This is a genomic window from Ferrovibrio sp. GW821-FHT12F09, assembly GCF_058806775.1.
Map to the genome: position 1 here is coordinate 1,244,686 of NZ_JBXAPZ010000002.1, position 12,941 is coordinate 1,257,626.

The window sequence follows — 12,941 nt, forward strand, 5'->3', positions numbered from 1 at the left end:
TATATTCGGCAACACAAACGGAGCCAGGCCGAGCCGATTCGCCCTAGCCTGGGTAGTTAAGCCCCCAGAACGTTACTGATTCGTTGAAGCGCCGTGCGGGTGGTCTCCAGATCGGCCACCAGGGCAATGCGCAGATACGGTTTTCCGGCCTTTTCGCCGTCATTTTCCGGGCGGGTCAGATAATTGCCCGGCAGGGTGCGAATGCCGGCCTCGCGCCACAGCTTCAGGGCCGCCGCCTCCGGATCGCCGACATCCAGCCAGAGGTAGAAGCCGCCGGCCGGGCGGAAAAAGCCGAACCGGTTGCCCAGGACATTCTGCGCCATGTCGAATTTCTGGCGGTAGAGCGCCCGGTTGGCCTCGACATGGGCCTCGTCGTTCCACAGCGCGGTGGAGGCCTCGACCACCGGCATCATCAGGCCGGCGCAACCGTAATTGCGCAGCTTGATGAAGGCCTGGAGAATCTCGAGATCGCCGGCGCAGAAGCCCGAGCGCAGGCCCGGGGCGCTGGAACGCTTGGACAGCGAATGGAAAACCACGACATTCTTCAGCGCGTCTTTCGTCGCCTTGCCGCCCGACAGCTTCATCGCGGCTTCCAGCCCACCCGGTGGCGGCGCGTCGCAATAAATCTCGGCATAGCATTCATCGAAGGCGATAACGAAATCATGCTCGCGCGCCAGCTCGATCAGGCGTGCCATGTAGTCCAGGCTGGCCACCGTTCCCTGAGGATTGGCCGGCGAGCAGAGATAGACCAGCGCCGTACGCTGCAGCACCTCGCGCGGCAGGCTTGAGAAATCGGGCATGAAGCCGTTCTCGGCCGTCGCAGCGACGAAATAGGGCTCGGCGCCGCAGGCCGCCGCCGCACCCACATAGGTCTGGTAGAAGGGGTTGGGCATCAGCACCAGCGGCTTTTCGCCTTTCGGGCCCTTCTTCTGCGGGATTACCACCTGGGCCACCATGAACAGCCCCTCGCGGGTGCCGTTCAGCGCCACAATCTGCTTTTCCGGGTCGATCAGACCATCGGGCAGGTGATAGCGGCGATTGAGCCAGTTGGCGCAGGCGGCGCGCAGCTCGGGCGAACCGTTGGCGGTGGGATAGCGGCTGAGGCTGGAGAGATCGCGCGTCAGGGTCTCGACCACGAAATCCGGCAACGCATGCTGCGGCTCGCCGATCGACAGGTTGATCGGTGTGACACCCGGCGGCAGCGGCTCGTGATCGAGCAGGGCGCGCAGGCGGGTGAACGGATAGTCTGTCAGAAGCTCGAGGCCGGGATTCAGCATGGCGACATTCGCGGGACGGGGCCGGAGACGCGACAATCCACGAATCGGGCCGGTACAACAGGATGCTGCAATCTACGGGGCGGCGACTCCGGCGGCAAGCCGATCCCGCCACCAGCAAGCGAACAAAAAAGTGGCGGATAACCCCTGGTATTGATAGAGACTCCGTGGGCGCATCGCCGATGCGGCCAGGGGATTCCAAACAGACGGGGGAGCCGCAGCATCGCGGGTTGCTTCAGGCGACCCGCAGCGGCAAGAGTTATGCAGCAGGATGCCAGCTTCCAGTCGCGCCCATGGCCGGTGGTCCGCAATGCCGTGATCGGCACGCTGAACCTGCATCGCCCTTACACCGTCTACGGCTTCGGCGAAGTGGATGTGACCGGCGCCATGGCGCTGATCGCGCAATACCGCCGCGAACTGCGCATCGCCGTGTCCTTCCATGCCTTCGTCGCCTACTGCCTGACGCAGGCGGCAAAGAAGCATCCGATCATGCACACCTTCCGGCATGGCAAATCGCTGATCCGGTTTGACGACATCGACGTCTCGACCGCCATCGACCGGCGCATGCCCAACGGCATGCAGATGGCAGTGGGCTACACCTTCCGCGCCGCGCAGACCCGCTCGCTGGCCGAACTGAACCTGGAACTGCGCCGGGCCACCGATGCCGATCTCGCGCTGCATGACCTGGTGAAGCTGCGCCGGCGCATCGCCCGCATGCCGGGCTTCGTGCGCGACCTGCTGGCCTGGCGCATCCGCCGCGATCCGCGCCTGCTGAAGCAGTTCCATGGCACCATCGGCCTGACCAACCTGCAAAGCCCCGGCGTCACCAACGCCTTCTGGGCATTGCCACCCAACATCTTCACCTACACGCTGGCCATCGGCAGCGTGCTGGAGCGCGACGGTCGCAAGCTGCTCTGCCTGTCGGCCGGCGCCGACCACGCCATCGTCGATGGATTACCGTTGTCACGGTTCGCCGCCACACTGTCGGGTCTGCTGCAGAATGCTGCAGGACTGGACGACGGCTTCGTCACCGAGACCCGCCGCCTGCTTGCCGCCACGGAGACCGCCCCATGAGCATGACCGCCACCGCCCCGTCTCCGCCGCTTGACCGCTTCCCGCAGGCGCGGGGCCACTGGCTGTTCGGCCATGCGGCGCAGTTCGCCGCCACCGCGCATCTCCTGCCGGCCCAGGTGGGCGCCGGCCATGGCGGGATCGCCTGGTTCCGCATCCTGCACAAGCGCTTCCTGGCGGTGACCGATGCCGACTATATCCGCCAGGTGCTGGTGACGCGGCACGAGAAATACGAACGCAGCTTCCAGTATCGCAACAGCCAGGTGATCAACGGCCAGGGCCTGCTGTCGACCGATGGCCCCTTCTGGCTGAAGCGCCGCCGCCAGATTCTGCCGGCCTTCCGCCCCGACGGCCTGCAGCGCATGGCGCCGGCAGCAAAGGAAGCGACACAGGCCATGCTGGACCGCTGGGAGACCGAACGCCGCGCCGGCCGGCCGGTGCAGGCGATCGCCGAGACCCAGCATCTGTCACTGAACGTGATCGGCCACGCCCTGCTCTCCACCGATGTCGGCCGCGACAATTCCGAACGCTTCGGCGCCGCCGTACGCGACAGCCTGCAGCTGCTGCGCAAGCGCAACACCTCATGGTTCGCGCCCCCGCTCTGGGCCCCGACCAGGGGCAACCGCCGCCTGCACGAGACTCGCGCCATCCTGGACGACTATGTGAACGGCCATATCGCCGGTCGCCATGGCTGCCCGGTGAAGCACGACATCCTGCAGACCATGCGGGCCGCCCGCGAGCCGGACGGCAACGTGGCGCTGGACGATGCAGCCCTGCGCGATGAAACCAAGACGCTGTTCATCGCCGGGTTCGAGACCACCGCCACAGCGCTGGCCTGGATGCTCTATGCGCTGGCCAGCCGACCGGCGCTGGTCGAGCAGATCCATGACGAGCTGAACCAGGTGCTGGGCGGCGAGGCGCCGGACCTGGAAAGCATGAAGCGCCTGCCGCTGACCACCGCGACGATCAACGAGACGATGCGGCTCTATCCGTCGGTCTACCATATCTCACGGCAGGCAATGGAGGATGACGACTTCCGTGGCCGGGCGATCCCGCGCGGCAGCCTGCTGCTGCTGTCGATTTTCGGCATGCATCGCGATCCGGCGCTCTGGGGCGATCCGGACGCGTTCCGGCCGCAGCGCTTCCTCGACGATGCCTGGCCGAAACAGGCCTACATGCCGTTCATCGTCGGCAAGCATACCTGCATCGGCAATCATTTCGCGCTGGCAGAAATGACGATCATGCTGGCCATGATCGTACAGCGCTATCGCCTGAGCCTGGCCGACCCCACGCCGGTGGGCATGCAGGCCCGCATCACGCTGGCACCCGACCGGGAAATCAGCCTGCAGTTGGAGCCCCGTTAAATCCGCATGTCAGCATCAGGCTGACAGATATAAACAACAGGGGAAATCATGACGATTATGCGTATCGCACTGGCGGTGGCCATCTCTCTCGCGGCAGCACCCGGTACAACCGAGGCACAGGCATTAAAGGTGCCGCAGCGCCAGGAGCTTGAAGCAAAGGCCATTGCACCACTAAACGGAGCGCAACTCGCCGCCCTACTCACCAACAACACGCTCTATCATGTGGTGCCCGCCAATGGCGTTCGCGTGCCCTTGCTCTATCTACCTGACGGAACGCGCTTCGTCCGAATCCGCGGCCAGCAGAGCAAGACGAACTGGCGGATCGAACGTGATATGGTCTGTGAGGAAAGCGTCGTGTTAAAGCGCGAAGTCTGCCGGTCGCTGTACCGTGCCGAGGGCGTCGGCGTTATCTGCGATGAAGGCTCGGCGACCTGTGATTTCGGCCTCGACTGGGCAGCCGGCAATCCGGAGAAACTCGGCCAGTAAGCGAACGGCGGCTGGATTGCTCCAGCCGCCAGCACTCGTCTTACTTGGCCGCCAGGAAGTCCCTCACCTCCAGCAGCACGAACTCGTTGTCATCGCTCCTGCCGAGCGCGCGACCGGAGGAATACGGCAAGTTGTTGTCGTTGCCGACGATGATATGCGTGCCGTCGACCACATCGACATTCTCGATGGTGAAGAAGGGGAAGGTGAGGCGCGGACCGCCCTCGCCCGTCTCGCCGCCCTGCTTGGCCTTGCGGTTCGGATCGGCCATGTCCATCAGGTCGATATAACCGACCTTCTTCACATAACCATCGAGATCGGTCTGGCTGAAGTCGACCTTGTAGACACGCTTGAACTTGGCCGGCACGTTGAAGCAATCCGGCTTCATCTCGCCCTTGCATGCCTGCGCCGCACCGCCTTCGGTATCATCGCGTTCGATGATCATGCCGCTGCTGGCATCGATCATGTTGAAGTCGCCGATGCTGTTGCCATTGACTTCGAGACGGTATTTCCAGCTGCGACCGGTCCAGTCGTTTTTAACCAGATCGAATTCCAGAATGCGCAGGTATTCCTTGCCGTCGGCACCCTTTTCGGTGCCGTTGGCGGCGGCATCCCACAGCGCGCCCTCCAGCAGCGGGTAGAGGAACTTGCCGTCCTTCGACGCAGCCATGCCCTCGAAGCCCTTGCTGCGGCGCGATTCGAATGCCACGGCACCCGGCGCGCCCGGCGTGCGCACGGCATAATGGTCGGGCGAACGCACCGGCTTGCCGTTCACCTTGGTCTCGACGATCTGCTTCACCTTGCCCTTGCGGTCGGTGGCGATCAGGTAGGGACCGAACTCGTCGCCGAACCACAGCGTGTCACCGGCAATCTGCATCGATTCCAGATCGAAATCGGCGCCAGTGAGGTAACGCTTGGTCGTGCCTTCGTTGACGATCAGGAAGGGCACCTTCTTGTCCGGGTCATGCAGGAACAGGGTTTCCTGGCGCTGCACGGTGCCGGTGGCGAAATCGATTTTCAGGCGATGGAACATCAGCATGGCGTCGGGCGAATTGGCCTTGTTGCCGAAGCCGTTATCGGTGACGACCAGGAATTCGCCATTGCCCAGCGACTTCACGCCGGAGAAACCCTGCACCGGCTGGCCCTTGAACGGCAGGCTGATGCCGATCTTGCGCGGCGCATTCTTGTCCGACAACGCCGAGATGCCTTCCACACTGTTCAGCTTGTCATTACGGGCGGCGCCGGTGAATTTTCCCGAGGTCTTCATCGAGGCCGGCGCATCGGCCGGGGCATCGACAAAGGTCTGGGCCGGCAGGAAAACATGACCGGCGACCGCGGCGCGGAAGGCCTTATCCTGGGCCATGGCGCTCGTAGCGGTCAGCAGCGCGGTGGCAGTGAGCAGTGCAAACGTGGTCGGTTTCATACCGGTCCCCCTGTTGATGAGTGCAGGACAGACTCCGTAATGCGATTCCATGACATACCGATGCCGAAGCGATGACAGCGCCGTGACGACATCCGGAATCTGGCATGATCCTTGAGTGTCGAATCGAAGCTTTGAACCATTCGTCGAGGACAGGCCATGCGCGTTCTGGTGCTTTATGCCCATCCGGTGGAAACCAGTTTCCACGCCGCCCTGCATGCCCGGGTGGTCGAGACCCTGCGCGCCGCCGGGCATACAGTGGACGACTGCGATCTCTATGCCGAAGGGTTCAATCCGGTGCTGGGCCGGGAGGAACGGCTGAACTACCACAACACGGCGGTCAACCGTGCACCGGTGCAGGCCTATGTCGACCGCCTGCTGGCGGCCGAGGCGCTGGTGCTGTGCTTTCCGGTCTGGTGCTTCGGCCTGCCGGCGATCCTGAAAGGCTGGTTCGACCGCGTGCTGATGCCGGGTGTCGCCTTCGACATCAGCGATCCGGCCGATGTGAAGCCGGGCCTGACGCATTTGAAAACGATTGCCGCCATTACCACCTATGGCCGGCCGCGCTGGATGGCGTTTTTCATGGGTGATCCGCCGCGCAAGGTGATCACGCGTTACTTGCGCGCGCTGACCGGCGGGAAAACCCCGATCGGCTATCATGCCTATTACCACATGAATGTGGCGACGCCGGAAAAGCTACAGCGTCACCTCGACAGGATCGCCCGGCTTATGGCGCGGCTTTAGGCGGCGGACTGCCGGCCGGCATGTCGGCTTCAGTGCTGCCTTCGGGCGGATCCCGCATCTCCATCGGTCGCTTTTTCGTCTTCGGCTTGCCATCCTCCGTCTCATCCTCATCGGGGCGGTCGCGCTCGATGAACACCGTCTGGGCGAGCGGGATAACGATGCCGCGTTCGTCGAACCGCGCCTTCATCCGACGGAAGAATTCACGCTTCACGCCCCATTGCGCGCCCGGCAGCGTCTTGAAGCGCACGCGGATGATGACACCGGCAGCGGCGATCTGTTCGACGCCGATCACCTCCAGCGGCTCGATGATCTTGGCCTGCCATTCCGGCTCGCCCCGCATGCTCTCGGCCAGCTCCTGCAGGGTTGTGATCACCGTATCGACGTCTTCCTGGTAGGCGACATTGGCGTCGATCACCGCATGGGCGAAACCGCGCGTCATGTTCTTGACCTTGTTGACGGCGCTGAACGGGATCACATGCACGGTCCCATCCATGTCGCGCAGCCGGATGGTGCGGATCGAGATATCCTCGACCACGCCGGCATTGCCATCCAGATCGACCACGTCGCCCACCGAGATGGTTTCCTCAGCCAGGATGAAAATGCCGGTGATAATGTCCTTCACCAGGGTCTGGGCGCCAAAGCCGATGGCAAGGCCGATCACGCCGGCACCGGCCAGCAGCGGCGCGATGTTGATGCCGAGTTCCGACAGCACGATCAAAGCCGCGATCAGGCCGAGCACGATGGAGACAAAGCGGCGCAGCAGCGGCAACAAGGTGCGCACGCGGCTGGAACGCATGGTGGGCTGGCCATCGACGCCAGGCCGGGTGAGATAGTATTCGATCGCGGCCGAGGTCGCTTCCCACAGCAGCACGGTGATCACCACGACCAGCAGGATGGTGGTGACGCGGGCCACCAGGTTGCGCCCCGTGGCGCTGCCCAGCCAGCCCAGCGAGTCGATGCCCCAAGCCTGCAGGATGGCGAAGACAGCAATGATATAGAGCAGCAGGCGCAGGCCGCCCAGCAGGACAGGCAGGTAACGGTTGGCGCGCCGCTCCAGACCCGGGAAACGATGCTGCACCTCGGGCTTGACTGCGAACAGTCGCCCGAAGCCATGTTCGGCGGCAAACAGCAGCACGCGCACGACAATCAGCACGGCTACGGTGAGCAGCGTGCCGCGCAGGATCAGCTGGAAGCCGCCGCTGACATCGAAGGCCCAGACCGCGAAGGTGGCGCCGATATAGAGCAGCGCCAGCACATGCCAGATATCGCCGGCGCGATGGCGCAGCAGCCGCAGCGCATTGCCGCGCGCCGTGTCATCCTCTGCCGCTGCCTGGCCGCGGATGCGTTGCGCCACGGCCGTACGGTTCTGCAGCACCAGGATAGTCAGCATCAGGGTGAAGACAAAGCCGATCACCGTGGCGATGACGTCGATGCCGTCAGCGGGGATACGCACACGCACGGCGATCCGCACGGCGGCATAACCGAACAGGGCGATGGCGCTCAGGCGCCGCAGCCAGACCTGGATATACGCGGCATTCTCGCCATCGATCCGCAGCAGACGCGCCAGAGGCGATGGATGATGCGGCACTTCGGGCGCCAGCAGCATCTGGCCGGCGATCTCGATGGCGCGCCAGGCGACGAAGGCCAGAACGATGATCTGGGCGATATCGCGGGTCAGTGCATTGGGCGCCAGCACCGCCAGCATGCCATAGGCCGTGCCGGCGAAAACCGCCGTGGGCAGCAACGCCACCAGCGCACGCAGCAGCACGAAGACCAGGCCGAGCCAGAGCGGGCCGGGCTTGCGCAATTCCAGCGTGGCCAGCGGCCGGCGGATCGCCAGGAAGGCCACGGCCTGCGCCGCCATCGCCACCACCAGCACGGCGCCCAGTTTCAGCAGCACATCGATCCACAGGGCGCGACGGCCGGGATGCTCAATCTGCAGACTGAACCATTTCTTTAATGCCGGCAGATCGGAGAACAGGGCCCCTAGTGCCGCGAAGCTGCTGCCGGCGCGGCGCATCTGGTCGACCACGGAATCGACAATGACGGCGCCGGGATCTTCCGGTTCCGCGGCAGCGGCCGGCTTCGCCGGTGTCGCAGCCGGGGCTGCGGCAGGAGCCGGCGCCGTGGCCGGTTTTGCGGCCGGCCTGGTCTCGGCCGGCGCCGTCTGCGCTGTCGACAGTGCGCGCAGGGTTTCGACCAGCTTGCGCCGCGCGCCCTCGTCTTCCAGCTGATCGGCCAGACTGTTCAGTTCCGCAGCGGACAGACCGGCAGGGGGCGCAGCAGGGGCAACGGTCTGCGCCATGGCCGGCGGGGCCAGCAGAATGATGGCGGTGAGCAGGATGGCGATAAGGGAGCGGGTCATGGCGTCAGCAGTGTGGTCGCAAATATGGCATGGCCATGTCGGGCATGGCAGCAAACAGATTAACGATAAGGGGAGAAAATGGTGCCCAGGGACGGAGTTGAACCGCCGACACGAGGATTTTCAGTCCTCTGCTCTACCAACTGAGCTACCTGGGCACACAAGCCGTTACGGCCAAAAGCCCGTAACGGCGCGCGGTTATAGACAAAATCCCCACCCCTGTCCAGCCCCGGACCGGGGCGTTGCCACAGGGTCGTCCGGGGGCCGCGATTTACATGAATTTGGCCACGATATCGGTGGTCGACGCCTTGCCGATATCGTCGAAATGCTCGGCCAGGAAGGCATCCGCCTTCTCGCGGCCGATGCCGCGCAGATAGCACAGGAAATCCCAGTCCGGGTTGAGCTTGCTGGAGACGCTGAACTTGGCCAGCAGCTCCTCGGCATCGATGCTGTGCATGAAGACGCGGGGGTACTTTTCGCGGTTGAGCTCGTTGCTGTCCAGCAGGTTGGTCACGAACTGGATCGCCCGCATCTCGCGCATCAGGCTGGAATTCCAGCTCAGCGTGTTGATGCGGTCGAGAATGGCGGCCGCCGTGTTCGGCACGTCCGGGATATTCACCGGATTGATCTGCACGATCAGGATATCGTTGGTGCCTTTTTCATAGATCAGCGGAAAGATCGGCGGATTGCCGCAATAGCCGCCATCCCAGTAGAAATTGCCGTCCACTTCCACGGCCTGGAACAGAAATGGCAGACAGGCCGAGGCCATCACGGCATCGGGCGTCACTTCATCGCGGTTGAACACGCGGATGCGGCCGTTCTTCACATTGGTGGCGCAGATGAACAGCTTGGCGGCTGTCTTGTTGGCGCGCAGCGCCTCGAAATCCACCACTTCGGCGATGAGATCGCGCAGCGGATTGACGTTCGCCGGATTGAGCTGGTAGGGCGACATCATCTGCGACAGTGAATTGAAGAAATGGTACATCGGCGAGAAGTCCATGTTGCCGATGCTGAACATCTTGTCGATCGGGCTGGGCTGCAGCGGACCCTTCTTGCCGGCCTCGGACGACAGGCGCCAGAATTTCTCCAGCAGCTCCTTGGCTTTCGCCGGACCGCCGGCGCCCAGGCCATAGGCCGCCACGGCGGCATTCATGGCGCCCGCCGACGTGCCGACCAGCGCCTCGATCTCGATGCGGTCGTCTTCCAGCAACCGGTCGAGCACGCCCCAGGTGAACGCGCCATGGGCGCCGCCGCCCTGCAGGGCCAGCTTCAGGCTTTTCTTTTTCATCGTGTCATCCCCCAAACGCCCATGATCAGTTGTTTTGCAGCGCCGGCGTCGGCGCATCCAGATGCAGAATGGTTTCGTTGCGTGGCAGATAGGCGGACAGCGCGTCCTTGCGCAAAGCCGCATAGGCGGCATGCAGCAGTTCGGCCTTCATGATCACGACCCGGGCGAAATCGTCGGCAAAGAAGTAGATGCGCCAGACCGTGACGACCGGCCGCAGTTCATGCAGCGCGATGATCGGCGCCGGGTCGGCCAGCACGCCGTCCACAGTAAGCGCCGCGTCCTTCAGCAGGCGCTGCAGGGCGGCTTCGTCGAAACCGTATTGCAGGATCACTTCGACGAAATCGAGATGCCGCGCCTGCGGCCGGCTGTGATTGATCAGCTTGGCGCGGCCGATCACCGCATTGGGCACCACCATCAGATCCATCGTGCGGGTGCGCAGATGGGTGGCGCGCCAGTTGGTCATCAGCACCATACCCTGGGTGCCGTCCATGGTGATCCAGTCGCCGGCCTTGAACGGGCGCTCCAGATTGAGGGCGACGCCGGCGAAGATATCAGTCAGCAGCTGCTGCAGGGCGAAGCCGATGATGATGGCGACCACGCCCGAGGTGGCAAACAGGCCGGTCGGCGCCTGGTCGAAGACCTCGACGACGATGAAGCCGGCGGCGATGACATACAGCATCACGTTGAACAGGTCGGTCAGCAGCTTGCGCTGGCGTGGCACGCCCGACAGGCTCTGGCCATACATGCGCCGCCACAGGAACAGCTCGAATCCGGTGGCAACCGTCCAGGCCAGGCTGAACCAGGCCAGCACGGCCAGCGGCTTGTCGAGCCAGATCGGCAGATGCGGCGAGATCAGCCAGGTCCACAGGAACGGCACATGGCGCGGTTCGAGAACCGTGTAGACCAGCCCGATCGAAATGCAGAGAGACCAGAGAAAGCGTCTTGTTTCGCGCGACATGGGCCGGACGTTACACGGTTTGCCGCGCCATGGGCCAGCGCTTTTGCACAGCCGATGTTTTGATATGACAGACAGGTGGCGGCAGGCATCCAGGATCCCTTCCCGGACCGCCCCCGCTATGTCATGCTGCCGACCCTGACGATCCGACCGGGACTTTCATGACCTTCTTCTCCGCCATCGCCGCGCTCCCTTTCAAGGTCAGCATCCTGCGGTCCGTCGGCGCCAAGATCTTCGCCGTCGCCGCCAGCCTGCTGGCCATCATGGTGCTGGTGGCCGTGATCGCCAGCCAGATGGCGCGAATCGTCAGCGACGAACTCACCCTGATCGAAAAGCATTACATGCCCGCCTATGCCGGATTGGCGCGTGCCCATATCCGTTCGGTGGAAGAGGACCTCGCCCTGCGGCGCCTGATCGTGCATGTCCGCTCGGGCGATATGACAAGCAACGACCACAACGAAGCCTATCGCGCGACCGTCTTCAAGTCGATCGAGGATGTCCGAAACGAGCTGGGCGCGACACGACAGCATCTGGCCGCCCTGCTGGCATGGGATTCCTATTTCCATAACGATCAGGCGATTGCGCGGGTGGATGCCCAACTCGAAATGATGTTGGAACTTTTCAGCAAAGAGGAGCGGGTGCTGGCCCCGGTGCTGGACGGCCTCGCCGCTGAAGACTGGCGGAAAGTGTATGCCGCACTGGATCCCATCGAAGAACGCAGCACGGATGTGAACGAGCGGCTGGAGCGGTATCGCAACGACATGCGGCTGATTCTGGAAGGCGCCGCCAAGAGTGTGCGCCAGTTTCAGGAAAACCTCATGCTGGCCAACATGCTTGTCACCATCCTGGCCTGCGCGCTCGGCCTGGTCGCCGCCGGCTTCATCACCCGCAGCCTGGTCCGGCCGGTGAAGGCGCTGCTGCTGGGCGCCCAGCGGATCGAAGGCGGCTCCCTGGATGTCGACCTGCCGATCTCGTCCCGCGACGAGATCGGCCAGCTCACGGCCAGCTTCAATGTGATGGTGGAAGAGCTGCGCAAGAAGGAGCGCATCCGCGACACCTTCGGCAAATACATGGATCCGCGTATTGTCGAGGGCCTGCTGGATCGCCCCGATCTCGCCCATAGCGAGGGCGAGCGACGGATCATGACCGTGCTGTTCTGCGACATGCAGGGCTTCACGGCGCTGAGCGAGCGCCTGTCGCCTGCCGCGCTGCTGGCGGTGGTGAACCGCTACCTAACCCTGATGTCCCAGCCGGTGCGCGAGCATAACGGCGTCATCGATAAATATATCGGCGATGCCATCATGGCCTATTGGGGCCCTCCCTTCGTGGCCAGCGACCGCCAGGCCCTGCTGGCCTGCGAGGCTGCGCTGGACATGGTGAAGCAGCTCGAGCGCTTCAATGCCGAACTGCCCGACCTGATCGGCGTGCGCGGCAACCTGCCGGCGATCGACATCCGCATCGGCATCGCCACCGGCGAGATGCTTGTCGGTTCGATCGGCTCGGAATTCTCGCAAAGCTATTCCGTGCTGGGCGACAGCGTGAACCTTGCCTCGCGCCTGGAAGCCGCCAACAAGGCCTATGGCACCCGCATCATGGTCAACACGCAGACCCGCAACATGGTGGGCGACCAGTTTGCCATGCGTGAGATCGACATGATGCGCGTGGTCGGCAAGACCGAACCGGAACGCGTCTTCGAGGTCTATGGTCACGCCGATGCGGCACAGCATGCCCGCGATGCCGCCTTTGCCGAAGGCCTGACCGCCTATCGCCGGGGCGACTGGGCCGTTGCGCGCCAGCATCTGGAGCAGGGCCGGACCAGCGCCGGCGGCGACCGTCTGGCGGATGCCTTCCTCAGCCGCGTCGCGATCCTAGAAAAAGAAGCCCCGGCAAACTGGGACGGCATCTGGACCATGACCAGCAAGTGACGGCCGCCGGGCCCGGCCCAGGTCGGGCTGGACAATCCTGCCGCATCTGCCTATC

10 protein-coding genes and 1 tRNA gene are annotated in these 12,941 nt (G+C 63.9%); 5 read left to right on the forward strand and 6 right to left on the reverse strand.

Features of this window, described 5'->3' with window-relative positions:
• Positions 1-56 precede the first annotated feature (56 nt).
• Positions 57-1,277 carry a succinyldiaminopimelate transaminase gene (gene dapC, locus AC1ROB_RS19100; protein WP_492969523.1) on the reverse strand — a complete coding sequence of 407 codons (1,221 nt, stop codon included), beginning with the start codon at positions 1,275-1,277 and terminating at the stop codon, positions 57-59.
• Positions 1,278-1,535: 258 nt separating this feature from the next.
• Here dapC and AC1ROB_RS19105 point away from each other — a divergent pair, with 258 nt between their 5' ends.
• From AC1ROB_RS19105 to AC1ROB_RS19115, 3 genes are read left to right on the forward strand one after another with little or no spacing between them, the layout of a single operon-like run.
• Entirely contained in the window at positions 1,536-2,348 is an 813-nt protein-coding gene (locus AC1ROB_RS19105; protein WP_492969522.1) for a 2-oxo acid dehydrogenase subunit E2, read from the forward strand.
• Positions 2,345-3,709: a cytochrome P450 gene (locus AC1ROB_RS19110; protein WP_492969521.1), complete on the forward strand. Its 1,365-nt coding sequence runs from the start codon at positions 2,345-2,347 to the stop codon at positions 3,707-3,709. The genes AC1ROB_RS19105 and AC1ROB_RS19110 overlap by 4 nt, the downstream gene beginning before the upstream one ends.
• Positions 3,710-3,757: 48 nt before the next feature.
• On the forward strand, positions 3,758-4,195 hold the full coding sequence (locus AC1ROB_RS19115) for a hypothetical protein (RefSeq protein ID WP_492969520.1): 438 nt from the start codon (positions 3,758-3,760) through the stop codon (positions 4,193-4,195).
• 40 nt (positions 4,196-4,235) lie between these two features.
• Here the strand turns inward: AC1ROB_RS19115 and AC1ROB_RS19120 are convergent, their stop codons facing one another.
• Positions 4,236-5,615, reverse strand: a complete 1,380-nt coding sequence (locus AC1ROB_RS19120; protein WP_492969519.1) for an esterase-like activity of phytase family protein — start codon at positions 5,613-5,615, stop codon at positions 4,236-4,238.
• Positions 5,616-5,771: 156 nt separating this feature from the next.
• Between AC1ROB_RS19120 and AC1ROB_RS19125 the strand changes: the two genes are divergently transcribed.
• Positions 5,772-6,356, forward strand: a complete 585-nt coding sequence (locus AC1ROB_RS19125; protein WP_492969518.1) for an NAD(P)H-dependent oxidoreductase — start codon at positions 5,772-5,774, stop codon at positions 6,354-6,356.
• On the opposite strand, the gene AC1ROB_RS19130 is transcribed toward AC1ROB_RS19125, so the two are convergent.
• From AC1ROB_RS19130 to AC1ROB_RS19145, 4 genes are all read right to left on the reverse strand, one after another.
• Positions 6,340-8,721, reverse strand: a complete 2,382-nt coding sequence (locus AC1ROB_RS19130; RefSeq protein WP_492969517.1) for a mechanosensitive ion channel domain-containing protein — start codon at positions 8,719-8,721, stop codon at positions 6,340-6,342. The genes AC1ROB_RS19125 and AC1ROB_RS19130 overlap by 17 nt on opposite strands.
• Before the next feature lie 79 nt (positions 8,722-8,800).
• Positions 8,801-8,876 (reverse strand) — tRNA-Phe (locus AC1ROB_RS19135).
• A gap of 113 nt (positions 8,877-8,989) precedes the next feature.
• A complete protein-coding gene (locus AC1ROB_RS19140; RefSeq protein WP_492969516.1) occupies positions 8,990-10,006 on the reverse strand; it encodes a patatin-like phospholipase family protein in 1,017 nt (338 codons plus the stop codon).
• Positions 10,007-10,031: 25 nt separating this feature from the next.
• A complete protein-coding gene (locus AC1ROB_RS19145; RefSeq protein ID WP_492969514.1) occupies positions 10,032-10,964 on the reverse strand; it encodes a mechanosensitive ion channel family protein in 933 nt (310 codons plus the stop codon).
• Positions 10,965-11,122: 158 nt separating this feature from the next.
• On the opposite strand from AC1ROB_RS19145, the gene AC1ROB_RS19150 reads away from it, so the two are divergent.
• Positions 11,123-12,886 (forward strand): adenylate/guanylate cyclase domain-containing protein, encoded by a 1,764-nt coding sequence (locus AC1ROB_RS19150; protein ID WP_492969513.1) that lies wholly within the window; start codon positions 11,123-11,125, stop codon positions 12,884-12,886.
• Positions 12,887-12,941 lie beyond the last annotated feature (55 nt).